This window comes from Herbaspirillum rhizosphaerae (assembly GCF_001189965.1).
Taxonomy (GTDB): Bacteria; Pseudomonadota; Gammaproteobacteria; order Burkholderiales; family Burkholderiaceae_D; genus Herbaspirillum; species Herbaspirillum rhizosphaerae.
In genome coordinates, this window is the sequence record NZ_LFLU01000001.1 from 175,566 (window position 1) to 201,556 (window position 25,991).

Consider the following 25,991-nt stretch of genomic DNA (forward strand, 5'->3'; position numbering starts at 1 on the left):
GCTCAATATTCGGTTGCTAGTACTTTCTAAACGCGGTCTAGTGTATTGCATGCCCGGATACCGTGCCGATCACGTTCATGCAGTTGTTACATTGCGCGGTTACATTGTGCCGTTACATCATGCGGTTACAACAAGGAGAGCAAATTGGCTCAACGAATGTTGCAGGACATGCAGGACGATTGGGCGGAGAACTGCCCGATACGTAGTGAATTGCACGACGGACTGACAGCGGAAGCCGCCAGCATTTCTCCCAAATATTTTTACGACGCGCTCGGTTCGACCTTGTTCGAAGCGATTTGCGCGCTGCCGGAATACTACCCGACCCGCACCGAAGCGCAGATCTTCGAGCAGCACGCCGAAGACATCGCCGCCACTGTCGGCAAAGGCGTGACCATGATCGATCTGGGCGCCGGCAATTGCGCCAAGGCGGCGCGTCTGTTTCCCTCGCTGCAACCGCGTCAGTACGTGCCCATCGATATCTCCACGGAATTTCTGCGCGAGGCGGTGAACGGCTTGCGGCAGAAATTTCCGGCGATTCCGATGCAGGAAATCGCGATGGACTTTTCTGCCTCGCTGCAATTGCCGTCGACGGTCGGACGCGAAAACCGTCTCTTCTTTTATCCCGGATCATCGCTCGGCAACTTCGCGCCGGAAGAGGCGCTGCAGTTCCTGCGCCGCATGCGCCACGGCCTGCAACTGGGTGAAGCCGGCGGCGTGTTGCTCGGCATCGATCTGGTCAAGGAAAAGGCGGTTCTTGATGCCGCCTACGACGATGCACTGGGCGTGACGGCTGCATTCAACCGCAATGCGCTGCTGCACGTCAATCGTCTGCTGGGCAGCGATTTCGCGGTCGACGACTGGCAGCATCGCGGCTTCTTCAATCCGGAATTGTCGCGCATCGAAATGCATCTGGAAGCGCGCCGCGACGTCACCGTCACATGGTGCGGCGGCGAGCGGAGTTTCCGCCAGGGCGAACGCATCCATACCGAGAACAGCTACAAATTCACGCCGGACGGCTTCAGCGATTTGCTGCGGCAAGCCGGTTTTGGCCAGGCCAAGATGTGGTTCGATCCGCAGAAGTGGTTCATGTTGTGTTACGCGCGGCCGGTGTAAGCGCCCGGTAGGTCACATGTGCAAAGGGAGATAAGCAGCATGCATAAGGAAACGGCCATCCTGGCTGCAACGAACGCCGCCATCGTCGACGACTTCTTGCGTACGCGCGAATACTCGATGATCCTCGCGACGCCCTTGTCCGACGAAGATTGCGGCGCGCAGTCGATGCCCGACGCCAGTCCCGTCAAATGGCATCTGGCGCACACCAGCTGGTTCTTCGAAACCTTCATTCTCGAAACGTACGAGCCTGACTTTGCGCCGTTTCATCCGGCCTTCAGGGTGCTGTTCAATTCGTATTACGAAGGCGTCGGCGACAAGCATCCGCGTCCGCAGCGCGGCCTGCTCACGCGCCCGTCGCTGGCAGAGATCCGCGCCTATCGTTCCAACATCGACTTGCGCATGCAGGCGCTGCTGCTGTCGGATGTCTGCGATGCCGATTGCCTGCGCCTGCTGGAGCTGGGCATGCAGCATGAGCAGCAGCATCAGGAGCTGATGCTGACCGATGTCAAACATCTGTTGTCGCTCAACCCGCTCAAGCCGGCGTACCTGCCGCGCGCCTTGCAGGCCATGCCGGTGCAGACCGAGCTGGAGTGGAATGCCTTCGATGCCGGCGTGGTGGAAATCGGTTATGGCAGCGGCGGATTTTGTTTCGACAACGAGCTGCCGTCGCATCGCCAGTTCGTCGAAGCATTCGCGATCGGTTCGCGCCTGATCAGCAATATCGAATACCTGATGTTCGTCGAGCAGGGCGGTTACGACGATCCTGCCTATTGGCTGTCGGCTGGCTGGGATTGGCGCAGCAGTAATGGCATCCGGCATCCGCTCTACTGGCATCGTCAGGAAGACGGCGCATGGCAGGAGTTCACCTTGCACGGCATGCTGCCGCTGGATCCGCATGCAGCGGTGCTGCACTTGTCCTACTACGAGGCTGACGCCTATGCGCGCTGGGCCGGCGCGCGTCTGCCGACCGAAGCGGAGTGGGAATATGCAGCCGGCGCGCTGGGCAACGAAGGGCGCCAATTTTTCGGCACGGCGTGGCAATGGACCTCGAGCAGCTATGCGCCGTATCCGGGCTATGCGATTCCCGACGGCGCCGTGGGCGAGTACAACGGCAAGTTCATGGTCAATCAATATGTCTTGCGCGGCTCATCCGGTGCAACGCCGCTCGGGCATTCGCGTACGAGCTACCGCAATTTCTTCCCGGCCACCGCGTGCTGGCAATACAGCGGGATACGTTTGGCGCGATCGCTGTAAAAACTATCTGCAGCACAAAATAAAAAAGCCGCCGGTTGGATAAACCGGCGGCTTTTTTCATTGTGCTTGACCTGGATTCGTCAAGCTACCGAAGGTGCTCAGGCTGCTTTCGCTTTTGGCGAGGAAGGCTGATTGGCGCTCTGGTCGATCGCGATCTGGCGATTGATGGCGCTGAGGACGGCTTTGAAGGATGCGGTGACGATGTTGGCGTCGATACCCACGCCGAAACCGGTCGGCGCTTCGTTCAGGCGCAGCTCGATGTAGCTGGCGGCTTGCGCGTTGGCGCCGGCGCCGATGGCGTGCTCGTGGAAGTCCATCAGCTTGATGTCCAGGCCCAGTGCATTGACGAAGGCGTCGATCGGGCCGTTGCCGGTGCCGCGCAGCGTGGCTTTTTCACCGTTGCGTTCGATGTCGATTTCAATCTTGATCGATTCCTGGTGCGAGGAGTCTTCCGACATGCGATGCGCGCGATAGACGTAGGGTGTGGTGCGGTCCAGGTATTCGTTCTTGAAGATGGTGTAGATGTCGCCGGCGACGATTTCCTTGCCGGTGGCATCGGCTTCGCGTTGGATGGCGCGGCTGAATTCGATCTGCAGGCGGCGCGGCATCGACAGGCCGTATTCCTGTTCCAGCAGGTAAGCCATGCCGCCCTTGCCGGACTGGCTGTTGACGCGGATCACGGCGTCGTAGCTGCGGCCCAGGTCGGCCGGGTCGATCGGCAGGTAAGGCACTTCCCAGATGGCGTCGGCTTGCTGCTTGGCGAAACCCTTCTTGATGGCATCCTGGTGCGAGCCGGAGAAGGCGGTGAAGACCAGGTCGCCGACGTAAGGATGACGCGGGTGGACCGGGATCTGGTTGCACTCTTCGACGCATTGACGCACGGTGTCGATGTCGGAGAAATCCAGTCCCGGGTTCACGCCTTGTGTGTACAGGTTCAGCGCGAGCGTGACCAGGTCGACGTTGCCGGTGCGTTCGCCGTTGCCGAACAGGCAGCCTTCGACGCGGTCGGCGCCGGCCATGACCGCCAGTTCGGCGGAAGCGACGGCGGTGCCGCGATCGTTATGCGGGTGCACCGAGATGATGGCGGAAGCGCGGTGCTTGAGGTTGCGGCACATCCATTCGATCTGGTCGGCGTAGACGTTCGGCGTGCTGCATTCGACGGTCGACGGCAGATTCAGGATGACCTTGCGTTCCGGTGTCGCGCCCCAGGTTTCGCAGACGGCGTCGCAGATTTCCTTGGAGAAGTCGAGTTCGGTGGTGCTGAAGGATTCCGGCGAATATTCATAGCGCCATTGGGTTTCCGGACGGGCGTCGGTCAGTTCCTTGACGAGCTGGGTGCCGGTGACGGCGATGTTCTTGATTTCATCGCGCGACATGTTGAAGACGATCTTGCGGAAAGCCGGCGCGACTGAGTTGTACAAGTGCACGATGGCTTGCTTGGCGCCTGCCAGCGAGTCGATGGTGCGGCGGATCAGCTCTTCGCGCGACTGGGTCAGCACGATGATGGTGACGTCGTCGGGGATGCGGTTCTCTTCGATCAGCTTGCGCACGAAGTCGAAGTCGGTTTGCGATGCGGAGGGGAAGCCGACTTCGATTTCCTTCAGGCCGATTTGCAGCAGCATTTCAAAGAAGCGCAGCTTGCGTTCCGGGCTCATCGGTTCGATCAGCGCCTGGTTGCCGTCGCGCAGGTCGGTGCTCATCCAGATCGGGGGCTTGGAAATGAACTGATTGGGCCAGGTGCGATCAGACAAGGCGATCGTCGGGAATGCGCGGTATTTTGCTGCCGGGTTGCTTAACATCATGGTAAAACCTCTTTAATTTGTCACTGCAGTGAAACTGGGAAATTATCCGATGTGGCTGAAGGGCCGCCTGACTGCCACTAACGCGAGGCCAGGCAACCGATCGGTAGCAATAGCAGTAGCGGCGCCGATGCACGTGCAGCGATCTTCGCGGCGAATTCGCCGAAAGTCGGAGTTGCAGCAATGGACTTGGTATGCAAGAGCGGCATAACTGGCTTTTCAGTAAAAATTTACAACTTTTTAATTGTGCCGCGATGTGATTCTGATGATCCGTCTAGGATGCTTTCAGACCAATACGCCAGCGAGGAAACTGCAACAACTAGGGGGAAACCTGGATCAGCGCGAAGCTGGTAGTAGCGTCACTGGTAGCAACGCTAGCAGGGCGCCAGCGAAGTGCGATAGTGATAGGGAGAATTGTGTTGCGGAGTTCATCTGTTCACTTTAGAAGATTGCCGTTTGGCTTGTCAAGCATTATCTGCCCGATTCGGCAGAAAGCGAGCCCAAACAGGGGCAAAAACGCGGCCTTTTGTTGTTAGAATCCAAGTTCCTGTCGTCGTAGTTTGGCGACATCTGTTCTTTATTCGGTTTATTTCCACTATTTATTCAATTCATGCATAGACGTCCGGACCTGATCGTTTGCGAAGAGTGTGATGCAGTGCATCACAGGCCGGTACTCAGGCGCGCTGAAGTCGCACACTGCCAGCGTTGCGGCGCCGAGATGGAGCGCGACACCGGCAGCCGGCAGCAGCGCCTGCTGCCGCTGACGGTTGCCAGTCTGATCATGTTCGTGATCGCCAACAGCTTTCCCATCGTGCAGATCGAGTTGCAGGGCCTGACCAGCCAGACCACGCTGATCGGCGCCGTCAAGGTGCTCGGGATGGAAGGCATGTCGCTGGTGGCCATGCTGGTGCTGGCGACGACGATATTGTTCCCGCTGCTGCAGTTGCTGGTGCTGTTCTATCTGTTGTTGCCGACGGCGCATGGCGTGCATCGGCCCGGCGTCAAGACCTTGCTGCGGCTGATGCAGATGGTCCGGCCCTGGGGCATGGTGGAGGTTTTCCTGCTGGGCGTGCTGGTGGCGGTGGTGAAGTTGTCGAATATGGCGACGGTGATCCCCGGCGTGGCCTTGTGGGCATTCGGCGCCCTGACGATTGTGTTGACGGCGGTGGTGTCGTTCAATCCGCGCTATCTGTGGCGCTCGCTGGTGATCGCGCATCTCGACGACGCTGCGCCGGTCAATGAGGGGGAACCGGCACGATGAGCGCCGATACGCATTCTGCCCCGCACTCCGCACCTGACGCGTCGTTCGCAGGCGAACCCGCCGCACATGCCGCCCCTGCCGCCCCTGCCGCCGATCCCGTGATGAGCAGCGCCATTTCCTCCGGCCTTCGCCCCTGCCATCATTGCGGCACCGTCTGGGAAGATGCCCGCGATGACGCCCGTTGCGAGGTCTGCAACAGCCCGCTGCATGTGCGCAAGATCGACAGCCTGAATCGCACCTGGGCCTTTCTGATCGCGGCCTGCATCATGTACATTCCGGCCAACCTGATGCCGGTGATGACCACCACGACCCTGCTGGACGAGCAGCAGGATACGATCATGAGCGGCATCATCTACTTCTGGGTCGACGGATCCTGGGAGCTGGCGATTGTGGTCTTTATCGCCAGCTTCCTGGTGCCGCTGTTCAAACTGGTGTCGCTGATCATCCTGACGGTCAGTGCGCGCCGGCGCAGCAGCTGGCAGCGCCTGCAGCGCGCCAAGCTGTATCGCGTCGTCGAGTCGATCGGACGGTGGTCGATGCTGGATGTCTTTGTCGTATCGCTGCTGACCGGACTGGTGCAGATCGAAGGCTTCGCCAAGATCACGGCGGGCGTCGGTGTGGCGGCGTTCGGCTCGGTGGTGGTGCTGACCATGCTGGCGTCCCTGAGCTTCGATCCGCGCCTGATCTGGGATCGGGACGAACCGGATTCCGATGAGAACATACCGTCGTCGCACCATGCCGACCCGCAAGAGCAACAAAAAAAGGATAGTGAATGACTGAACAAACGACGCCCTCGCATCATTTGCCGGAGCCCAAGCGCACCCGGCAGCGCAACTGGCTGCCGTCGCTGGTGTGGCTGATTCCCATCGTCGCCGCCATCGTCGGCCTGACGCTGGTCACCAAGATACTGATTGAACGCGGACCGGTCATCACCATCAGCTTCGCATCTGCCGAAGGCCTGGAAGCCGGCAAGACCAAGGTCAAATACAAGGATGTCGATATCGGCCAGGTGCAATCGATCACCCTGAGCAAGGACCGTTCGCACGTGGTGACCACGGTGCAATTGACGAAGGAAGCGGAAAGCTTCACTGCCGACGACACGCGTTTCTGGGTGGTGCGTCCGCGCGTGGCGGCATCCGGCATCTCCGGCCTGAACACGCTGCTGTCCGGTGCGTATATCGGCGCCGATGCAGGCAAGTCGGAAGAGACCAAGAAAGAATTCGCCGGCCTGGAGCAGCCACCCATCATTACCCGCGACACCTCCGGCAAACAATTCGTGCTGCATGCCGCCGATCTCGGTTCAGTGGACATCGGCTCGCCCGTGTTTTATCGCCGCATCAAGGTCGGCCAGGTTGCTGCCTACGATCTCGATCAGGACGGCAAGGGCGTGACGCTGCGCATTTTCGTGAATGCGCCTTACGACAAATTCGTCGGCATCAACTCGCGCTTCTGGCACGCCAGCGGCTTCGACATGCAGATCAATGCCAGCGGTTTCAAGCTGCACACGCAATCGCTGGCGACGGTCGTGCTGGGCGGCATCGCCTTCAAGTCGATGGATGACTTCGATACCAACGCCGCCGCCAAGGAAAACACCAGTTTCCGTCTCGCCGAGGACGAAGCCGCCGCCATCAAGGAGCCGGACGGCCGCTCGCAAACCGTGCTGATGTATTTCAACCAGTCGCTGCGCGGTCTGGAACCGGGGGCTGCCGTGGACTTCCGCGGCGTGGTGCTGGGCGAAGTCAAGTCGATCGGCATCGAATACGACGACAAGACGCGCCAGTTCCTGATGCCGGTGGTGGTGACCCTGTATCCGGATCGCCTCGGCCGCAAGTTCAATGAACAGCAGGAATCGCGCTATACGCCGCGTCAGCGTCTGCGCTATCTGGTTTCGCGCGGCCTGCGCGCACAACTGCGCAGCGGCAGCTTGCTCACCGGCCAGGTTTATGTGGCGCTGGACTTGTTCCCGAATGCGGAACCGGCGCAGATCGATATCGAGAAAACGCCGCTGGTCTTCCCGACGATTCCGAACAGCCTCGACGAGATCCAGAACCAGATCGGCGACATTACGCGCAAGCTGAGCAAGGTGCCGTTCGACAAGATCGGCGACGATCTGCGCAAGACACTGGCCACGCTCAATCGCACGCTGACCGGCGCCGAGCAGACCATGAACAAGATCAACAACGACGTAGCGCCGGAAATCACCGCCGCCATGCGCGATGCGCGCAAGACGCTCAGTGCCGCCGAACGGACCTTGTCCGAAGATGCGCCGCTGCAGCAGGACGTGCGCCAAACCATGCAGGAACTGTCGCGCGCGGCGGCGTCCATCAGGGTCTTGACCGATTATTTGCAGCAACATCCGGAATCGCTGATTCGCGGCAAGCAGGAGGATAAATAATGCAGCGCAGATTGACATTGGTTTCGGCGGCGATGCTGGCGGCGGCGTCGGTATTCACGTTGGCGGCATGCTCGACGACACCGACGCGTTTCTACACCCTGGCTGCCGCCGGTGCATCAGGCACTTCGGCGGCGACGACCAAGGCATCCGCCGCTGCGCCGGCAACCGGCCAGACCTTCATCGAAGTCTTGCCCGTGAGTGTGCCCGAGCGTCTGGCGCGGCCGCAGATCGTGGTGCGCACGGACGATACGCGGGTCGACATCCTGGAACAGGATCGCTGGTCGGCACCGTTCAACAATGAATTGCGCGATGCACTGGCCAGCGGCGTCGCCAATCGTCTCGGCGCCGTCGACGTGACGCGCGGCGGACGTCCGGCGAATCAGCTGGTCTATCGCATCGTGGTCGAATTGCGTCAGCTCGATGCCGTCAAGGGCGGCAAGGTGGATGCTTCCTTCGGCTGGACCGTCACGCGCAGCGACAACAACACCAGCACGGTGTGTCGTCTGGCAGTCGTGGAGCCGGTCGGCGGCATCGGTATCGATGGCGTGGTGCAAGGCATGCAGCGCGCGGTCGCCAACGCGGCGGATGCCATCTCCGCCGACGTGACGGCTTTGCGGGCAGGGAAGGGCGGCGCCTGCAGCAGTTGAGTAACGCGCACAAAACCGCCACGCCAATGACAAAGGCCGCTTCAATGAAGCGGCCTTTTGTTTTGTGGCTTGTCTGCTTGCTGCAGCGATCACCGTTGGACGGTGATCGCCGGTACAGCATGCAGTGTCAATGCAGATTAACGATCGCCGTAAGAGCGACGTGCGCCGCCGTCGGCACGGGCGCCACCGCCCTTGTAACCGCCGCCGCCTTCTTTGCGCGGACCGCCGGCGCCTGCCGGTTTGCCGCCGAAGCTGCGACCGCCGCCGTTGCCGTTACCATTGCCGCTGCCCGAACGTGGTGGGCCGCTGCGGTTGTCGCCTGGACGCCAGCCGCCTGGTTTGCGCGCGCTGCGTGCAGGCGCGGCTGTCTTCTTCGGCTCGTAGCCTTCGACGACATCAACCGGAATCGGTTGCTTGGTGAAGCGTTCGATACGTTTGACGTGCATACCTTCTGCGTGATTGACCAGCGAGACGGCAACGCCGTTACGGCCGGCGCGACCGGTACGGCCGATGCGGTGAACGTAGTCTTCCGGGAATTTCGGCAGATCGTAGTTGAACACGTGGGTGATGCCCGGCACGTCGATACCGCGGGCGGCGACGTCGGTAGCCACCAGCACGCGGACCTGGCCGCGGCGCATGCCGTCCAGAGTGCGGTTGCGCGCGCCCTGATGCATGTCGCCATGCAAAGCAGCGGCAGCGAAGCCGGCGATGTTCAGACGGTCGGCGATGGTGTCGGCGTCACGCTTGGTGGCGGTGAACACAACAGCCTGATCCATGGTCACGTCGCGCAGCAGGAAGTCCAGCAGGCGATTCTTGTGCGACAGATCGTCGACGAAGTGCACGCGCTGAGCGATGTTTTCATGCTTGGTGGCGGAACCGGCGATCTGGATGATCTGCGGTGCATTGGTGATGCGCTTGGCCATGTTGCCGACGACGCCATCCAGCGTTGCCGAGAACAGCATGGTCTGGCGGGTTGCCGGCGTTGCCGCAACGATCTTTTCGATGTCTTCGATGAAGCCCATGTCCAGCATGCGGTCGGCTTCGTCCAGCACCAGGATTTCCAGTTCGGAGAAATCGATCTTGCCCGAATCCATATGGTCGATCAGACGGCCAGGTGTCGCCACCAGGATTTCAGGATTGCGCGACAGCAATTGCATCTGCTTCGGATAAGGCATGCCGCCCAGGATGGACACGGCCTTCAGGCGACGCATGTGAGCGCAGTACTTGTCGGTTGCGGTAGTCACTTGCAGGGCCAGTTCGCGTGTCGGCGTCAGCACCAGCATCTTTGGCTGTGCAGGACGGAAACGTGGACGGTCGCCGCGCGCCTTGGCGGCTTGCGCTTCCTGGTTTGGCGTCTTCGCGCCGGGAGCGGCAGGCGGCATGGAGGCGAATTTGTGCAGCGACGGCAGCATGAATGCTGCAGTCTTGCCGGAGCCTGTCTGCGACGATACCAGCAGATCCTTGCCGGCGATGGCGGCAGGGATAGCTTGTTCCTGGACCGGAGTCGGCGCGGTGTAGCCGGAGTCGGTCAAGGCTTTGATAATCGATGGGTGCAGGCCTAGTGTTTCAAAAGTCATGTTTTCTTTCGTTTTATGTATGAGCGCCAGACAAATGCAATGCAGCGCAAGCTTACGGCCGACGAATCGGACGCAACGAGCGCACAACAAATGCGGTGAACGCAAAAAAGCAACGCCAACCAACGAAATGACTATGAAAAACAAAGAAATTTCGGCACAAAAGCTTTGCGCCGGGACGGTGTCGCTTAAAAACTAAGGACACTCAAGGCGGGAGGGCTTTTACTACGTACTGTCGACTGTCTAGCGCGACAGTTAGGGCTTGCGAAGCTGCTAAGCGACCTGATTGCCATGGTGGCGGCAGCCGGATCACGTTTTGTACATTGTATTGCAATGCACAAAGCGAATCATACAGGAAAATGTCGAAGTTAGCACTAGGGCTTATTCGGAGATTTACTTCGAACAGGCCCTAGTCTTCGTTCGTCTTACTCAGAAATCCCGCCGACAACACGCGAGAAGCCGCCATCCACATAGGTGATCTCACCGGTGATGCCGCCGGCCAGGTCCGACAGCAGGAAGGCCGACGCATTGCCCACGTCTTCAATCGTTACGTTGCGGCGCAGCGGGGCGTGGTCGGAGACAAAACCGAGGATCTTGCCGAAGCCCTTGATGCCGCTGGCAGCCAGCGTCTTGATCGGACCTGCCGACACGCCGTTGACGCGTACGCCCTTGGGACCCAGGGATTCCGCCAGGTAACGTACGCTGGCTTCCAGCGACGCCTTGGCCAGGCCCATGGTGTTGTAGTTCGGCACCACGCGCTCGGAGCCGAGGTAGGTCAGGGTCAGCAGCGCCGAGTTCGGACGCAGCATCGGCAGCGCCGCCTTGGCCATTGCCGGGAAGCTATAGGCCGAGATGTCGTGCGCGATCTTGAAGCCTTCGCGCGAGAAGCCTTCCAGGAAGTCGCCGGCAATCGCTTCGTTCGGCGCAAAGCCGATGGCGTGCACCAGGCCGTCCAACTGATCCCAGGATTTGCCCAGATCTGCAAACAAGGCATTGATCTGCTCGTCGCTGCCGACGTCGCAATCGAAAATCAGCTTGCTGTCGAATTCTTCGGCGAACTTGGTGATACGGTCCTTGAAACGCTCGCCGACATAGGTGAACGCCAGTTCCGCGCCTTCGCGCTTGCACGCCGTGGCGATGCCGTAAGCGATGGAACGATTGGATAACAGACCTGTGATCAGGATTTTCTTGCCTTGCAAAAATGCCATGTTGACTCCGAGTGATCGCCGCGACGACGCCAAAAACGGTATCGGCCGGGACGAAATAAGGGGATTTCTATTCGATGCAGTATATTTGCGTCTGAACTGGGCAAGATTGTAGGGGCTTGCAGCGATGGGGGCAACCGATGGGGCGATTTTTCGCGGTCTGAAGACGAGGCCGGGACTTCTTGCCGGCTTGTCATGCAGTCATCGCCGGCAATGCCGCCAAGCGCCATTGGGTAGAATAGGCATCAATTTTGCATCTCAACAACTTTGCAGGAATTTCACGGGAATCCGACTTCGACAGGACGCATGCGCAAATTCATTCTTACTTCCTTGCTGCTGGGCATGCTCAGTCATCTCAGCCCCGCCAATGCGGAACACGCCTTCTCGCTGTACGACACGCCCAAATATCCCGCCGGTTTCACCCATTTCGACTACGTCAATCCCGACGCGCCCAAGCGCGGCACCTTGTATCTGGCCAATCCGGACCGGCGCACGAGTTTTGACAAATTCAATCCGTTTTCTCTGAAAGGCGTTTCTGCTGCCGGGGTCGACAGCTTGATGTTCGAAACGCTGGCGATCAGTTCGCAGGATGAAATCACCACCATCTACGGCCTGCTCGCTGACGACATGCAACTGTCGTCCGACAGAATGTCCATGACATTTCATCTCAATCCCAAGGCGCGCTTCAACAACGGCGATCCGGTTACCGCGGCAGACGTAAAGTATTCTTTCGATACACTCGTCAGCAAAGGCGCGCCGCAATACAAATCCTACTTCGCCGATATCAAGCAGTGCGTCGTCCTCGATGTGCAAACAGTGCGTTTCGATTTCAAGACCAACAATCATGAGCTGCCTTTGATCGTTGGCAGCGTTCCGATTTTCTCCAGGAAATGGGCTGCGGGAACATCGTTCGACAACATTCAACTGACGCCTCCGATTGCCAGCGGACCCTATGCCATCGACAGCTACGACGTCGGCCGCAATATTACCTACAAACGTCGCAGCGATTATTGGGGTACGGATGTGCCGGTGCGCAAAGGCACGTTCAATTTCGAGAACATCGTCTATCGGTTTTACAAGGACGATGTGGCCCGACTGGAAGCGTTCAAAGCGGGTGAGTTTGACGTCGTCGTCGAGTACAGCGCAAAAAATTGGGTGCGTGCATACAACGGTCCCAAATTCACCAGCGGCGAGATTATCAAGCGCAATCTGAAACATCAGAATGGCGCCAACATGCAAGGCTTTGTCATCAATCTGCGGCGTCCGCAATTCCAGGACGTGCGCGTCAGGCAGGCCTTGGGATTGGCGCTCGACTATGAATGGCTGAACCGGCAGTTGTTTTACAACCAGTACACGCGTATCGATTCGTTCTTCGCCAACAGTGAACTGGCAGCACGGGGCACACCGTCCGAAGACGAGCTGAAGCTGCTCAGTCCCCTGCGGGACAAGCTCAATCCGGCCGTGTTCGGACCGGCTCCGCTACCTCCGGATACCAATCCCCCGCATTCCTTGCGTGAGAATTTGCTCAAGGCGCGCGAGTTATTGCGGCAGGCTGGTTGGGAATATCGCGACGGCGCTTTGCGCAATGCCAAAGGAGAGATTTTTTCGTTCGAAATTCTGGATGATCAATCCTCCATGTCGCGTGTTATCAATGTCTATGTACGTAACCTCGACAAACTGGGCATTCAAGTGCATCAGCGCGTGGCGGACTATGCGCTGGTGCAGAAACGCATGGAAAACTTTGACTTCGACATGACCAGCCAGGCCTTTCCTGCGACTAGTAGCCCCGGTAACGAAATGTTCGATTTGTTCGGCTCGAAAGCTGCAGGTGAAAAAGGCTCCAATAACGTTTGGGGACTGCGCAGTCAGGCCATCGATCAGTTGATTCAGAATCTCGTTGCGGCCACGACACGCAAGGACCTGGTAACAGCGACAAGAGCCATTGATCGCGTCCTGTTGCATGACTACATCACCATTCCGCACTGGTATTCGGCATCTCATCGCGTCGCCTATCGCAATCGTTTTGGCATACCGGACAAGCTGCCGTTGTATTACGAAGCCAACCCCTATGTCGTATCGACCTGGTGGGAGCAAAAGCCGCGATGAAACCGACCATGACCAATGAATTGATTTTTGCGAGGCTCGGACAGCCATGAATATTTGGAGCTACATCCTCAAGCGCGTGCTGTTAATGTTGCCGACGCTAATCGGCGTTATCGCCATTACTTTCGCCGTCATTCAATTCGTACCCGGCGGGCCGGTTGAGCAGGCGCTGGAAGAACTGAAAGGGCGCGCCGGCGTGCATGAATCCGCCGGCGGTGGTTCCGCCTATCGCGGCCGCCAGGGCGTCGACATCGACCGCGTCAACGAGATCAAGGCGCTCTACGGTTTCGACAAGCCGCCGGCAGAACGATTCTGGCAAATGCTCAAAGGCTTCCTCACCTTCGATCTGGGCAAGAGTTTTTACCACCACGGCGATGTCTGGCAACTGGTCAAATCCAAGATGCCGGTATCGATCACCATCGGCTTGTGGACTTTCTTCCTGACCTATCTCATTTCGGTGCCGCTGGGTATCGCCAAGGCGGTGCGCGAGGGCAGCCGTTTCGATTCGCTGTCGAGCGCGGTGGTGCTGGTCGGTTATTCGATTCCGGGCTTTGTGCTGGGCGTATTCCTGCTGGTCGTATTCGGCGGCGGCAGCTTCCTGCAATGGTTCCCGCTGCGCGGGCTGACCTCGGACGACTGGGCCACGTTGTCGCTGCTGGGCAAGATCAAGGATTACCTGTGGCACATCACCTTGCCGGTGCTGGCGTCGGTGGCCGGATCGTTTGCCGTCATGACCATGCTGACCAAGAACACCTTTCTCGACGAGATCCGCAAGCAGTATGTGCTAACCGCGCGGGCCAAGGGCCTCTCCGAAAACAAGGTGCTCTACAAGCACGTGTTCCGCAATGCGTTGATTCCTCTGGTGACGGGATTTCCGGCGGCCTTCATCGGCGCCTTCTTTGCCGGCAGCCTGCTGATCGAGACCCTGTTTTCGCTCGACGGCCTCGGCTTACTGTCGTATGAGTCGGTGATCCGCCGCGATTATCCGGTCGTCATGGGCACTCTGTATCTGTTCACGCTGATCGGCCTCGTGGTGAAACTGCTGGGCGATCTCTGCTACGTCTGGGCCGATCCGCGCGTCCAGTTTGAAAGCCTGGCCAAATGAGCGCGACCTTGACGACTTCTCCTTCGCCTTCGATTTCTCCGGGCCGCCGCATCTGGCTGCGCTTCCGCCAGAACCGCAACGGTTACTGGAGCCTGATTATTTTTCTGGTGCTGTTCATCATCAGCCTTGGCTCCGAACTGGTTTCCAACGACAAGCCGCTGGTAGCCAGCTATCACGGCAAGATCCTGTTCCCGATTGCGTACGACTACTCGGAGAAAGAATTCGGCGGCGACTTTGCCTCGCCGGCCGACTACCTCGATCCCTTCATCCAGGACCAATTCAAAAAGGACGGCAACTGGGCCGTCTATCCGCTCAATCGCTACCGCTTCGACACGCTTAACTACTTCGCCACGCAACCCAATCCTGCGCCGCCATCTTCCGAGAACTGGCTGGGCACGGACGACCGCGGGCGCGATGTGTTTGCGCGTTTGCTGTACGGCTTCCGGATTTCCATCCTGTTCGGTCTGGCGTTGACGGCGACCGGCGTGGTGCTGGGTTTGCTGGCCGGCGCCGTGCAGGGCTACTTCGCCGGGCGTACCGATTTGTTCATGCAACGCATCCTGGAAATCTGGGGATCGATGCCGGAGTTGTATCTGCTGATCATCTTTTCCTCGATCTTCGAACCGAGCATCGGCTTGCTGCTGGTGCTGCTGTCGCTGTTCGGCTGGATGAGTCTGTCGGATTACGTGCGCGCCGACTTCCTGCGCAACCGCAATCTGGAATACGTACAGGCCGCGCGCGCGCTGGGCCTGTCGAACCTGCAGATCATCTGGCGCCACGTGTTGCCCAACAGTCTGACGCCGGTGGTGACCTTCTTGCCGTTCCGCATGAGCGCATCGATTCTCGCACTCACCAGCCTCGACTTCCTCGGCCTCGGTGTGCCGCCTTCGACACCGAGCCTCGGTGAACTGCTGGCGCAGGGCAAGAACAATCTCGACGCCTGGTGGATCGCCTTGTCGACCTTCATCGTGCTGACCGTGACCCTGCTGCTGCTGACCAATATCGGCGACGCCTTGCGCAATGCCCTCGATGTGCGGAGGAAAGCATGAGCCTGCTTGAACTCCGCAATCTGTCGGTGCGTTTCGGCAATGCGACCGTGGTCGACGACGTCAGTTTCAAGGTCGAACCGGGCGAGAAATTCGCCCTGGTCGGCGAGTCCGGATCCGGCAAGACGGTCAGCGCCTTGTCGGTGCTGCGCCTGAATCAGGATGCAAACTACGACGGCCAGATCCTGTTCAACGGCGACGACATCCTGCAAAAGAGCGAAGCCGCCATGCGCGGCGTGCGCGGCATGGACGCGGCGATGATCTTCCAGGAACCGATGACGGCCTTGAATCCGCTGTTCACCATCGGCAACCAGATCGCCGAAGTGCTGATGCTGCACGAAGGCCTGAGCGCCAGGGCAGCGGCGCAACGCACCGTCGCCTTGCTGGAGAAAACCGGCATTCCCGAACCTGCGCGGCGCGCACTGGCTTATCCGCATCAGTTGTCCGGCGGCCAGCGCCAGCGCGCCATGATTGCGATGGCTCTGGCCTGCCGTCCGAAACTGCTGATCGCGGATGAACCGACCACGGCGCTGGACGTCACGATACAGGTGCAGATTCTGGAATTGCTCAACCAGTTGCAGCGCGAGGAAAACATGGCGGTGCTGCTGATCTCGCATGACCTCAACCTGGTTCGCCATTTCGCCGATCGCGTCGGCGTGATGGAAAAAGGCAAGCTGGTCGAAACCGGCAATACCGCTGCCTTGTTTGCAGCGCCGCAGCAAGCCTATACGCGCAAGCTGCTCGCCAGCCAGCCTAAACGCAATGTCGACGAGATCGCCTCTGATGCACCGGTGCTGCTGACTGCGGAACGTCTGCGCTGCAGTTTTTCGATCAGGCAGGGCTGGCTGCGCCGCAAGCAGTTCGTCGCGGTCGATGACGTTGATCTGAGCCTGCGCAAAGGCGAGACGCTGGGCATCGTGGGCGAGTCCGGCTCGGGCAAGTCGACGCTGGGCATGGCCTTGCTGCGCTTGTCGTCGGCCCGGGTGGAGGGAAAGATTCGTTTCGACGGTCAGCAACTCAGCGCCATGTCGTCGGCCGCCGTGCGGCCCTTGCGTGCGCGCATGCAGGTGGTGTTCCAGGATCCGTTTGCCTCGCTGTCGCCGCGCCGGACAGTTGAACAAATCGTCGGCGAAGGACTGGCGCTGCATCAACCGCACCTGAGCGCTGTACAGCAACGCGCTGAAGTGGTCGCTGCGTTGTACGAAGTCGGATTGTCCGAAGACATGCTGCAACGCTATCCGCATGAGTTCTCCGGCGGCCAGCGCCAGCGCATTGCGATTGCGCGCGCCGTGGTGCTCAAGCCTGAGCTGTTGCTGCTGGATGAGCCGACCTCGGCGCTCGACGTGACGGTGCAGCAGCAGGTATTGCAGTTGCTGGCGCAGCTGCAACGCAAGCATGGCCTGACCTATCTCTTCATCAGCCACGACCTGGCCGTGATCCGCGCCATGGCGCATCAGGTGCTGGTCATGAAAGACGGCAAAGTGGTGGAAGGCGGCGCGGTTGCCGATGTGTTGCAGCAGCCGTCGCACGCCTATACCCAGCGCTTGCTGGCGGCGGCGACTTATGCGGCCGACAATATCAGGGATGATATTGGCGACGATCCCGACCTTGCCGGCGGTTGAGGCGATCGGTCGTAGTCATTTCATCCATTTCTGCAGCCCTGCATCAAATCTTCTTCCCCGTACATGCTTAGCAGCATGTACGGCGGCGATTCAACTATTCTCTTGCTGCCATCGTTGTTGAATTAATTTCCCTCGATTTATTTTCGCAATACGGGAATAAAAAACTGGTAGCCCCTGTTTACTTATGGTCGGAACAGCGCTGCGCCCATGCAGGCGCGCTGGCCGGCGAACGCATTGCCCATGCCATTGCACGCGCCAACAGGGAGGAAACAAGATGACATTCAGGAAACTTCGTATCGGACACCAACTGGCGCTCAGTTTCGGCGTCATCGCCATACTGCTGCTGGCGATCGTATTTTTCACCTACGGCCGCATCGCCTCGCTGAACGCCAATATCGGCCAGACCAATACCGATCTCTATCCCAAGACCATCCTGGCGCATCGCATCAAGGACAAGGTCAACGACGTCGTCATCGGCATGCGCAACGCCTTGCTGACCACCGATGCCGACAAGATCCGATCCGAGTTCGACAAGATCGAGATCAACGCGCGCATCGTCGGCGCGACGGTCAATGAGATCGACAAGGCGAGCGCGGCGGAGCAGGGACGGGAATATGTCGCCGCGCTCATTGCGGGACGCCAGAAGTTCGTTGCCGCACGCGCGCACTTTACCGATGCCTTGCTGCAAGGCCGGAGGGACGACGCGATGCGTTTGCTGTACAGCGAGGTCTTGCCGGTGCAGCAAGCCTACTTCACGACGCTGGACGGCACGATCGCCTTCCAGGAGCAACGCATGGCGGACAATGTGCGCCGCTCGGCTGAAGACGCGCGCCAGACTGAATACCTGCTGCTCGGCATTTCGCTGATCGCCTTGTTGTCGGGCGCGGCGATCGCCTGGTACACCTCGGTCTCCATCACTGCGCCGCTGGCGCGGGCGGTGGCGATTGCACGCACCGTGGCCGATGGAGATCTGAGCAGCGCCATCGAAGTCGATGCGAGCAACGAAACCGGCCAGTTGCTGGCGGCGTTGCGCGACATGAACGCAGGCCTGCTGAAGATTGTGTCGCAGGTGCGCTCCGGCACCGGCGCCATCGCCAGCGCCTCGGCCCAGATCGCCGCCGGCAACGCCGACCTGTCGTCGCGCACCGAGCAGCAGGCCGGTTCGCTGGAAGAAACCGTGTCGGCGATGGATGCGCTGACTTCCACCGTCAGGCAAAACGCTGACAATGCGAAACAGGCCAGTCAACTGGCGACCTCGGCCTCCGACATCGCGGTCGCCGGCGGCAATGTGGTGCGCGACGTCGTGCTGACCATGAACTCCATCAATGAATCCTCGAAGAAGATCGTCGACATCATCAGCGTGATCGACGGGATTGCCTTCCAGACCAACATCCTCGCCTTGAACGCGGCAGTGGAAGCCGCGCGCGCCGGCGAGCAGGGGCGCGGCTTCGCCGTGGTGGCGCAAGAGGTGCGCACGCTGGCGCAACGTTCGGCGTCCGCCGCCAAGGAGATCAAGACGCTGATCGGCGATTCGGTCGACAAAGTCGGTTCAGGCACCGCGCTGGTCGAACAGGCGGGAGCCACCATGACCGACATGGTCGCCAGCGTGAAGCGCGTAACCGACATCGTCGGCGAGATATCGGCCGCCAGCCGTGAGCAAAGCAACGGCTTGGAAGAGGTCAACCAGGCCATCGGCCAGATGGACCAGACCACCCAGCAAAACGCCGCCCTGGTGGAGCAGGCCGCCGGCGCTGCATTGTCGATGCAGCAACAGACCGCGGCGTTGGCGCAACTGGTCAGCGTGTTCCGGCTTGGCGATCGATATGAGGGCAGTAACGTTGTCTCGCTGAAAAAGCCCGGCGGCGCGCGTGCGTCGAAGGCTGCGCGGTTGCCGGCGGTGCTGGCGATAGCCAAAGCCTGATCTGTTTTGCTGTCTTTTTGTTAATATTTTTCAAGCTGATCCTTTCTTCTTTCTAACGCCGGATACGCGCCAGTGCCGGTCCGGCGTCTTCTTCCTTGCCGTTTCCGGACGTTCTCCAAATTTATTTTCACGACGATGGAATAAAGCCGTCGCGCCGTTCGTCTACCTGAGACCGGAGCGGCGCTTTGCCGCGGATATTTTCAGAATTCGGGGACATTCGACCGGGATCGCGCGCCATCATTGAAGGGACGTCATGACATTCAGGAAACTCCGTATCGGGCATCAGCTCGCCATCAGCTTCGGCTTCATCGCCGTGCTGCTGCTGGCGGTGATTTTTCTCACCTATGGCCGCATCGCTTCGCTCAACGCGAACATCGGCATGACCAACAGCGATCTGTATCCCAAGACCATCCTGGCGCATCGGATCAAGGACAAGGTCAACGAAGCCGTCATCAGCATGCGCAACGCCTTGCTGATCAGCGATCCGGTCAAGATCAAGGCCGAGCTGGACAGCATCGAGACCGGCGCGCGCGTGATCGTGGCGTCCATCAACGAGATCGACAAGACCACCGCCGGCGAGCAAGGCCGCCAATACGTCGCCGGACTGGTCGCGGCGCGGCAGAAGTTCGTCGCCGCGCGCACGCATTTTGCCCAGACGCTGTTGCAAGACAAGAAGAGCGAAGCCGCCGAGTTGCTGTTCAGCGAAGTGCTGCCGGCGCAGCAAGGCTACTTCGAACAGATCGACGGCATGATTGCGCTGCAGCAGCAACGCATGACGGACAACGTGCAGTCGTCCGGCGCCGACGCCCAGCAGACGCAATACCTGCTGCTCGGCATCTCGCTGCTGGCTTTGTTGCTGGGCGCGCTGATCGCCTGGTACACCACCGTGTCGATCACCACACCGCTGGCGCGGGCGGTGGCGATTGCACGCACGGTTGCCGACGGCGATCTCAGCAGCACGATCGAAGTCGATGCCCGTAACGAAACCGGCCAGTTGCTGGCTGCCTTGCACGACATGAACGAAGGCCTGCTGAAGATTGTTTCCCAGGTGCGTTCCGGCACCGCCGCGATCGCCAGCGCTTCATCGCAGATCGCTGCCGGCAACGCCGACCTGTCGTCGCGCACCGAGCAGCAGGCCGGTTCGCTGGAAGAGACGGTCTCGGCGATGGATGCGCTGACCTCGACCGTGCGCCAGAACGCCGATAACGCGACGCAGGCCAATCAGCTGGCGACCTCGGCATCCGACATCGCGGTCGCCGGCGGCAACGTGGTGCGCGAAGTCGTGGCGACCATGAATTCCATCAGCGAATCGTCGAAGAAGATCGTCGACATTATCAGCGTCATTGACGGCATCGCTTTCCAGACCAACATCCTCGCCTTGAATGCGGCCGTGGAAGCGGCGCGCGCCGGCGAGCAGGGGCGCGGCTTCGCGGTGGTGGCGCAAGAGGTGCGCACACTGGCGCAGCGCTCGGCCTCGGCGGCGAAGGAAATCAAGACGCTGATCGGCGACTCGGTGGAAAAGGTCGGCTCCGGCACCGTGCTGGTCGAGCAGGCCGGCGTGACCATGACGGACATGGTCGCCAGCGTCAAGCGCGTGACCGACATCGTCGGCGAGATATCGGCCGCCAGCCGCGAGCAAAGCAACGGCCTGGAAGAGGTCAACCAGGCCATCGGCCAGATGGACAAGGCGACGCAGCAAAATGCCGCGTTGGTGGAAGAGGCCGCCGGCGCCTCGTCGTCCATGCAGCAACAGACCGCGTTGCTGGCGCAACTGGTCAGCGTGTTCCGGCTTGGAGATCGCTACGAGATTGCCGAGTCTGCGCCGCTGAAAACCGTTCACGGTGCGCGTCAGGCGGTGCAGGTGCGTTCGTCGGCGGTGCTGGCGATCGGGAAAAGTTAAATCAAAGCGTAAATCAGAACGCCACGCCCGAGACCAGAATGATATTGGCGTAAGGCGTGAATTCGCCGGTGCGGATCACGGCGCGCGCTTGCCGGGTGCGGTGTTTGAAGTCTTCGTGCGACAGGGTTTGCTTGCCCGCCAGACCCAGCGAGCTGATCTGCTGCGCGAGCTGGGGACTGCGCTCGGCCAGTTCGTCTGCCAATACGTGATGTTCCACCTGCATTTCGGCGAGGATAGTTTGCAGGGTATCCATGAAGCCGGGTATGCCGCGTGTGAGCGCGAGGTCGATCAGCGGCACGCCGGGCGGCACCGGCAGGCCGGCGTCGCCGATGACGATGCTGTCGCCGTGGCCGAGCGAGGCGATCAGTTGCGACAGGGCGATGTTGAGCAAAGGTGTTTTCTTCATGTCAGTCTCCCACTTCAATGATTCAGCCGGCAACTTCCTGACGCGTCGGAATGGAAGTTTGCGCGCCCACGCGTGCGACGCTGATGGCTGCGGCGCGCTGGCCGAGCGCGATGGCGTCGGCTTCGCTGCGGCCTTCCGCCAGTGCAGCGACGAAGCCGCCGATGAAGGTGTCGCCTGCCGCGGTGGTGTCGACTGCCTTGACGGCTTGCGCGTCGAAATGGCTTGAGCCTGCGGCCAGCGCGGCGTAGACGCCTTTTTCGCCGAGCGTCACCAGGACGTTGCTGGAACCGTTGGCGCGCAGTTTCGCGATGATGTCGGCGATCTGTTCATCGCTGTCGTTGTCGATATTGATGCCGGTAGTGGGCACGCCGGCCAGCATGGCCGCCTCGATTTCATTGGGCACCAGATAGTCGATTTGTCCCAGCAATTCTGTCGGCAAGGCCTGCGCCGGCGCAGGATTAAGCACCACGGTCTTGCCCAGCGCATGCGCCAGCCTGATGGCGTGGATCACGGTCGGCAGCGGCGACTCCAGTTGCAACACCACGATGCGGGCTTGCTCGATCAGGCCGCGCGCCGCGTCGATATGCGCCGGGCTGAGTTCGGCGTTGGCGCCGGAGGCCAGCACGATGCTGTTCTGGCCGTTGTCGTCCACCAGAATCGAGGCGATGCCGGAGGCGGTGTCCGGAATGGTTGCGACATGGCTGTCGTCGATGCCGTCGCGGCGCAAGGCGGCGCGTAGTTCCGTGCCGAAGGCGTCGTCGCCCAGGCAGGCCACCATGGCGACCTTGATGCCGTCGCCGCTCAGGCGCGCGCAGGCCACGGCCTGGTTGGCGCCCTTGCCGCCGGGAATGGTGCGGAACTGGCCGCCGGTGATGGTTTCGCCGGGAAGCGGCATGCGCGGCACGCGCAAGACCAGGTCCATGTTGATGCTGCCGATGATGACTATCATGTGCGTCTGACTAAGTAGGTAGATCAATAAAAATCAAAAACTGTTACGTTTGCGTGCGCACTGTCGAGCCGCGCACGTGCAACTGCGGCGTAATGGTTTGCCGCTGCACCGGACGGCCCGGATCGGCGATGCGCTCAAGCAGGCATTGCGCGGTCAGCTGACCCAGTGTGCGCGTGTTTTGCGAAACGCTGGTCAAGGGCGGATGCACGAACTGCGCCAGATCGATATCGTCGAAGCCGATGATAGACAGCGCATCCGGCACCTCGATGCCGCGCTCGGCCGCCGCGCGCAATGCGCCGATGGCCATCAGGTCGTTGCAGCAGAAAATGGCGTCGGGAGCTTCACCGGAAGCCAGCAACTCGCGTGCAGCCGTGTAGCCACCGGCGCTGGTGAAGTCGGCGTATTTCAGCAGATGGTCTTGTACGGCGACGCCGGCGTCTTGCAGCGTCCGGCGCAGTCCGGCGATACGTTCATACGAAATGTCCAGGCACTCCGGACCGCCGATACAGGCGATGCGGCGGCGTCCCAGCGACAACAGATGTTCTGCCGCCAGTGCACCGCCGGCGGCGTTGTCGACCGCTACCAGATCGATTGCCATGTCTTTCGGCGCGCGGTCCAGCAGCACGGTCGGCACCTTCATCTTGCGCAGCAGCTCGCCGTCGGTCTGCGCCAGCGTGGCGACGATCAGGCCGTCGCAGCGTTTGGTCAGCAGCACGTTGAGATAGTCGCGCTGCTTGGCCGGGTCGTCGTCGGAGTTGCACAGGATGACGCTGTAGCCGGCGGCGTAGCAGCTGTCTTCGATGCCGCGCGCGACTTCCGAGAAGTAGGGATTGGTGTTGTTGGGAATGATCAGGCCGATACTGCCGGTGGCGTTGCTCTTGAGCGAACGCGCCAGGGCGCTGGGCACGTAGGCCAGCGCTTCGACCGCAGCCAGCACGCGGTCGCGGGCGTCGATGCTGACCGGTCGGGTCTTGTTCAGCACGTGCGACACCGTGGTGTAAGACACTCCGGCGTGGCGCGCTACGTCTTTGATGGTTGCCATATGTTCTTATTGAGGTGTGGGTCGCGTTGATATCTTAGTGGGTTGAACGCTCGCCGCGGCGACGGTAGGTGTCCAGTACCACCGCAGCAACGATCACCAGACCGGTGATGATGCGCTTCATCGGTTCGGAGACGCCGATCTGCGCCAGGCCGGCTTCCAGCACCGAGATGATCAGCACGCCGATGAAGGTGCTGATGACCGAGCCACGGCCGCCCATCAGGCTGGTGCCGCCGATGACCACCGCTGCGATGACTTGCAGTTCCATGCCGACGCCGCCATTCGGGTCGGCCGCTTCCAGGCGCGACACCTGAAACAGCGCGCCGACGCCCGCCAGCAAGCCCATCAGTGCAAATACCAAAATCTTGCTCGGACGCGGGTTGATGCCCGCCAGGCGCACCGCTTCTTCATTGGTGCCGATACCGATCCAGTGGCGGCCCAGCACAGTGCGTGTCAGCACCAGATGGCCGACGACCACGACAACGATGGAGGCGATGAAGGCCGGCGACAAGCCGAGAATGATCGGCGAGCTGATGCCATCGACCGCGCTGCCGATGTATTCGGTGCGCGAATTGGTGACCTGGTACGCCATGCCGCGCGCCATTTCCAGCACGCCTAGCGAGACGATGAAGGAGGGGATGCGCCAGCCCACCGAGATCAGGCCGGTCAGCATGCCGCACAGGCTTGCCACCAGGATCCCGAGCAGGCCGGCGGCAAACAGCGGCCAGCCCCAGCGCACCATCGCCATCGACAGGATCGAGGCCGCCAGCGCCATCACCGAACCGACCGACAGATCGATGCCGCCGACGATCAGCACGAAGGTCATGCCGACCGCCATCACCACCAGCGTCGGAATGTCGTTGGACAGCGTGCTGAAGGTCGCCAGCGTGAGAAAGTTTTCGCTGAGGAAAGCGAACAGCACGCACATCGCGAGCAGGGCGCCGATCAGGCCGAGATAGTTCTTGACGGCGGACAGGCCATAGACGGAGAAGGTGCGGTTGGGATGGGTCATGATCTTTGTCGATTTTGCTGAGTTTGCATGTATGGGTGTCGTCACGGTCAGGCCGCCAGCGTAACGGTGGCGGTAGCGCTAGCAGCGGAGGGCGAGTTCATGTAGCCGCTGAACGCCGATGCCAGGATCGCTTCCTGGCTCCATTGGCCGCGCTCGAAGGTGTCGACCAGCTTGCCCGCGCTCATCACGGCGATGCGGTCGCAGATCAGCATCAGTTCGCGCAGGTCGCTGGAAACGATCAGCAAGCCTTTGCCCTGGCGCGACAAGTCGGCCAGCAATTTATAGATGTCGAACTTGGCGCCGATGTCGATGCCGCGCGTCGGTTCATCGAACAGCATGATCGGGCAGTCGCGGTAGAGCCAGCGCGCGATGACGACTTTTTGCTGGTTGCCGCCGGAGAGTTCTCCCGCTGCCTGAGCGCCGTCGCGCGAGCGGATGCGCAGACGCTTGATGTAATCCTCGGCAACCGCGCTTTCCGCATCGCCGTCGAGCAGCCCCATCTTGCTGACCTCGCCGAGTTTGGCCAGGGTGGCATTGACGGCGATCGATTGCGGCAGCAGCAGGCCCTGGCTCTTGCGATCTTCGGTGATCATGGCGATGCCGGCGGCGATCGCGTGTTTCGGCGAGCGGATGTCGGCGGCCTGCGTCTGGTCGCCGATGAAGACCTCGCCCTGGTCGGCGCGGTCGGCGCCGAAAATCAGGCGCAGCAGTTCAGTACGGCCGGAGCCGATCAAACCGGCGATGCCGAGGATTTCGCCGGCGCGCAAATCGAAGGAAGCCGGCGCAACCACGCTGCCGCGACCCAGATTGCGCACGCGCAGCAGCGGCGCGCCGATGTCGCGGTGGCCGAGATCGAGTTCCGCTTCCGCTGCGCGGCCGACCATCAACTGCACCAGCGCATCGCTGCTGTAGCCGCCGATGGCGTCGTCGCACACCAGCTTGCCGTCGCGCAGCACGGCGATGCGGTCGGCGACCTGTTTCAATTCTTCGAGACGATGCGAGATATAGATGATCGCTACGCCTTCGGCTTGCAGGCGCGCGATCTGTTTGAACAGCAATTCGACTTCACGGCTGGTCAGCATCGCGGTCGGCTCATCCAGCACCAGCAGGCGGCAACTGCCGATCAGGTTGCGCGCGATTTCCACCATCTGCTGATGGCCCACGCCGAGCTCGCCGACCGGCGTCCAGGGATCGATGTCGGTCAGGCCGACGGCGGCCATCTGCGCTTGCGCCAGCGCCGCCAGTTTTGGTCGGGCTATCCAGCCGAAGCGTTGCGGCAATTGATTCAGGAACAGGTTTTCGGCGATGCTCAGCGTCGGGATCAGGTTCAGTTCCTGCATCACCATGCGGATGCCGAGCTGTTCGGCTTCGGTGCGCGAACGCGGTTGGTAGGGCTGGCCGTCGAGCAGCATGGCGCCCGTGGTCGATTGCACCAGGCCGCAAACTATCTTGGAAAGCGTGCTCTTGCCGGCGCCGTTCTCGCCGGTCAGCGCCAGGATCTGGCCGGGCCGGATTTCCAGCGAGACCTCGCTGAGGACTGGTTCGACATAGGTCTTGCCGATGCCGGCGAGCGACAACAATGCCGGTACAGATGCGGATGCAGGAGCAGGGGATGGGTTGGACATTCAGCCTCCACCGTG

The 25,991-nt window shown here is 60.7% G+C and carries 20 protein-coding genes; 12 read left to right on the top strand and 8 right to left on the bottom strand.

Translation table 11 applies throughout. The features are described 5' to 3' along the window. The first annotated feature begins 156 nt into the window (after positions 1-156). Both egtD and egtB read left to right on the top strand, forming a co-directional pair. Complete coding sequence (egtD, locus tag AKL25_RS00765; protein WP_050475745.1) at positions 157-1,113, top strand: L-histidine N(alpha)-methyltransferase; 957 nt, start codon at positions 157-159, stop codon at positions 1,111-1,113. A gap of 39 nt (positions 1,114-1,152) precedes the next feature. Further along, complete coding sequence (gene egtB / locus AKL25_RS00770) at positions 1,153-2,367, top strand: ergothioneine biosynthesis protein EgtB (protein ID WP_083444519.1); 1,215 nt, start codon at positions 1,153-1,155, stop codon at positions 2,365-2,367. 98 nt (positions 2,368-2,465) lie between these two features. On the opposite strand, the gene leuA is transcribed toward egtB, so the two are convergent. Then, positions 2,466-4,169 (bottom strand): 2-isopropylmalate synthase, encoded by a 1,704-nt coding sequence (leuA, locus tag AKL25_RS00775; protein ID WP_050475746.1) that lies wholly within the window; start codon positions 4,167-4,169, stop codon positions 2,466-2,468. Between the two features lie 607 nt (positions 4,170-4,776). Here leuA and AKL25_RS00780 point away from each other — a divergent pair. The 4 genes from AKL25_RS00780 to AKL25_RS00795 are packed head-to-tail and all read left to right on the top strand — an operon-like array spanning position 4,777 to position 8,469. Then, on the top strand, positions 4,777-5,427 hold the full coding sequence (locus tag AKL25_RS00780) for a paraquat-inducible protein A (RefSeq protein WP_050475747.1): 651 nt from the start codon (positions 4,777-4,779) through the stop codon (positions 5,425-5,427). Next, positions 5,424-6,203 carry a paraquat-inducible protein A gene (locus AKL25_RS00785; protein ID WP_205627190.1) on the top strand — a complete coding sequence of 260 codons (780 nt, stop codon included), beginning with the start codon at positions 5,424-5,426 and terminating at the stop codon, positions 6,201-6,203. Before AKL25_RS00780 ends, AKL25_RS00785 begins: the two co-directional genes overlap by 4 nt. Next, positions 6,200-7,822 carry a PqiB family protein gene (locus AKL25_RS00790; RefSeq protein ID WP_050475748.1) on the top strand — a complete coding sequence of 541 codons (1,623 nt, stop codon included), beginning with the start codon at positions 6,200-6,202 and terminating at the stop codon, positions 7,820-7,822. The genes AKL25_RS00785 and AKL25_RS00790 overlap by 4 nt, the downstream gene beginning before the upstream one ends. Then, on the top strand, positions 7,822-8,469 hold the full coding sequence (locus AKL25_RS00795) for a PqiC family protein (protein ID WP_083444520.1): 648 nt from the start codon (positions 7,822-7,824) through the stop codon (positions 8,467-8,469). The genes AKL25_RS00790 and AKL25_RS00795 overlap by 1 nt, the downstream gene beginning before the upstream one ends. A 137-nt stretch (positions 8,470-8,606) precedes the next feature. Here the strand turns inward: AKL25_RS00795 and AKL25_RS00800 are convergent, their stop codons facing one another. After that, positions 8,607-10,046 (bottom strand): DEAD/DEAH box helicase, encoded by a 1,440-nt coding sequence (locus AKL25_RS00800; protein WP_050475750.1) that lies wholly within the window; start codon positions 10,044-10,046, stop codon positions 8,607-8,609. Positions 10,047-10,468: 422 nt separating this feature from the next. Continuing rightward, positions 10,469-11,251: an enoyl-ACP reductase FabI gene (fabI, locus tag AKL25_RS00805; RefSeq protein ID WP_050475751.1), complete on the bottom strand. Its 783-nt coding sequence runs from the start codon at positions 11,249-11,251 to the stop codon at positions 10,469-10,471. Between the two features lie 303 nt (positions 11,252-11,554). Between fabI and AKL25_RS00810 the strand changes: the two genes are divergently transcribed. The 6 genes from AKL25_RS00810 (at position 11,555) to AKL25_RS00835 (ending at position 20,945) form a co-directional block, all read left to right on the top strand. After that, positions 11,555-13,354 (top strand): extracellular solute-binding protein, encoded by a 1,800-nt coding sequence (locus tag AKL25_RS00810; protein WP_050475752.1) that lies wholly within the window; start codon positions 11,555-11,557, stop codon positions 13,352-13,354. A gap of 46 nt (positions 13,355-13,400) precedes the next feature. After that, positions 13,401-14,456: a microcin C ABC transporter permease YejB gene (locus AKL25_RS00815; protein ID WP_050475753.1), complete on the top strand. Its 1,056-nt coding sequence runs from the start codon at positions 13,401-13,403 to the stop codon at positions 14,454-14,456. Next, complete coding sequence (locus AKL25_RS00820) at positions 14,453-15,505, top strand: ABC transporter permease (RefSeq protein WP_050475754.1); 1,053 nt, start codon at positions 14,453-14,455, stop codon at positions 15,503-15,505. The genes AKL25_RS00815 and AKL25_RS00820 overlap by 4 nt, the downstream gene beginning before the upstream one ends. After that, positions 15,502-17,124, top strand: a complete 1,623-nt coding sequence (locus AKL25_RS00825; protein WP_050475755.1) for an ABC transporter ATP-binding protein — start codon at positions 15,502-15,504, stop codon at positions 17,122-17,124. The genes AKL25_RS00820 and AKL25_RS00825 overlap by 4 nt, the downstream gene beginning before the upstream one ends. A 274-nt stretch (positions 17,125-17,398) precedes the next feature. Continuing rightward, a complete protein-coding gene (locus tag AKL25_RS00830) occupies positions 17,399-19,045 on the top strand; it encodes a methyl-accepting chemotaxis protein (RefSeq protein WP_050475756.1) in 1,647 nt (548 codons plus the stop codon). Between the two features lie 253 nt (positions 19,046-19,298). Then, entirely contained in the window at positions 19,299-20,945 is a 1,647-nt protein-coding gene (locus AKL25_RS00835) for a methyl-accepting chemotaxis protein (protein ID WP_050475757.1), read from the top strand. Positions 20,946-20,958: 13 nt separating this feature from the next. Here the strand turns inward: AKL25_RS00835 and rbsD are convergent, their stop codons facing one another. Genes rbsD through AKL25_RS00860 form a run of 5 tightly spaced genes read right to left on the bottom strand, consistent with a single transcriptional unit; the run spans position 20,959 to position 25,976 of the window. Beyond that, entirely contained in the window at positions 20,959-21,351 is a 393-nt protein-coding gene (gene rbsD, locus AKL25_RS00840) for a D-ribose pyranase (RefSeq protein ID WP_050475758.1), read from the bottom strand. 22 nt (positions 21,352-21,373) lie between these two features. Then, positions 21,374-22,300, bottom strand: a complete 927-nt coding sequence (rbsK, locus tag AKL25_RS00845) for a ribokinase (protein ID WP_050475759.1) — start codon at positions 22,298-22,300, stop codon at positions 21,374-21,376. Between the two features lie 43 nt (positions 22,301-22,343). Then, entirely contained in the window at positions 22,344-23,342 is a 999-nt protein-coding gene (locus AKL25_RS00850; protein ID WP_050475760.1) for a LacI family DNA-binding transcriptional regulator, read from the bottom strand. A 34-nt stretch (positions 23,343-23,376) separates the two neighbouring features. Then, positions 23,377-24,351 carry an ABC transporter permease gene (locus AKL25_RS00855; RefSeq protein WP_050475761.1) on the bottom strand — a complete coding sequence of 325 codons (975 nt, stop codon included), beginning with the start codon at positions 24,349-24,351 and terminating at the stop codon, positions 23,377-23,379. A gap of 47 nt (positions 24,352-24,398) precedes the next feature. Next, positions 24,399-25,976: a sugar ABC transporter ATP-binding protein gene (locus tag AKL25_RS00860; protein WP_050475762.1), complete on the bottom strand. Its 1,578-nt coding sequence runs from the start codon at positions 25,974-25,976 to the stop codon at positions 24,399-24,401. Between the last annotated feature and the right edge of the window lie 15 nt (positions 25,977-25,991).

Bases quoted from the DNA above. Each gene is read 5' to 3' on its own strand.
- egtD (WP_050475745.1), top strand. From the start codon at position 157: ATGTTGCAGGACATGCAGGACGATTGGGCGGAGAACTGCCCGATACGT.
- egtB (WP_083444519.1), top strand. From the start codon at position 1,153: ATGCATAAGGAAACGGCCATCCTGGCTGCAACGAACGCCGCCATCGTC.
- leuA (WP_050475746.1), bottom strand. From the start codon at position 4,169: ATGATGTTAAGCAACCCGGCAGCAAAATACCGCGCATTCCCGACGATC.
- AKL25_RS00780 (WP_050475747.1), top strand. From the start codon at position 4,777: ATGCATAGACGTCCGGACCTGATCGTTTGCGAAGAGTGTGATGCAGTG.
- AKL25_RS00785 (WP_205627190.1), top strand. From the start codon at position 5,424: ATGAGCGCCGATACGCATTCTGCCCCGCACTCCGCACCTGACGCGTCG.
- AKL25_RS00790 (WP_050475748.1), top strand. From the start codon at position 6,200: ATGACTGAACAAACGACGCCCTCGCATCATTTGCCGGAGCCCAAGCGC.
- AKL25_RS00795 (WP_083444520.1), top strand. From the start codon at position 7,822: ATGCAGCGCAGATTGACATTGGTTTCGGCGGCGATGCTGGCGGCGGCG.
- AKL25_RS00800 (WP_050475750.1), bottom strand. From the start codon at position 10,046: ATGACTTTTGAAACACTAGGCCTGCACCCATCGATTATCAAAGCCTTG.
- fabI (WP_050475751.1), bottom strand. From the start codon at position 11,251: ATGGCATTTTTGCAAGGCAAGAAAATCCTGATCACAGGTCTGTTATCC.
- AKL25_RS00810 (WP_050475752.1), top strand. From the start codon at position 11,555: ATGCGCAAATTCATTCTTACTTCCTTGCTGCTGGGCATGCTCAGTCAT.
- AKL25_RS00815 (WP_050475753.1), top strand. From the start codon at position 13,401: ATGAATATTTGGAGCTACATCCTCAAGCGCGTGCTGTTAATGTTGCCG.
- AKL25_RS00820 (WP_050475754.1), top strand. From the start codon at position 14,453: ATGAGCGCGACCTTGACGACTTCTCCTTCGCCTTCGATTTCTCCGGGC.
- AKL25_RS00825 (WP_050475755.1), top strand. From the start codon at position 15,502: ATGAGCCTGCTTGAACTCCGCAATCTGTCGGTGCGTTTCGGCAATGCG.
- AKL25_RS00830 (WP_050475756.1), top strand. From the start codon at position 17,399: ATGACATTCAGGAAACTTCGTATCGGACACCAACTGGCGCTCAGTTTC.
- AKL25_RS00835 (WP_050475757.1), top strand. From the start codon at position 19,299: ATGACATTCAGGAAACTCCGTATCGGGCATCAGCTCGCCATCAGCTTC.
- rbsD (WP_050475758.1), bottom strand. From the start codon at position 21,351: ATGAAGAAAACACCTTTGCTCAACATCGCCCTGTCGCAACTGATCGCC.
- rbsK (WP_050475759.1), bottom strand. From the start codon at position 22,300: ATGATAGTCATCATCGGCAGCATCAACATGGACCTGGTCTTGCGCGTG.
- AKL25_RS00850 (WP_050475760.1), bottom strand. From the start codon at position 23,342: ATGGCAACCATCAAAGACGTAGCGCGCCACGCCGGAGTGTCTTACACC.
- AKL25_RS00855 (WP_050475761.1), bottom strand. From the start codon at position 24,351: ATGACCCATCCCAACCGCACCTTCTCCGTCTATGGCCTGTCCGCCGTC.
- AKL25_RS00860 (WP_050475762.1), bottom strand. From the start codon at position 25,976: ATGTCCAACCCATCCCCTGCTCCTGCATCCGCATCTGTACCGGCATTG.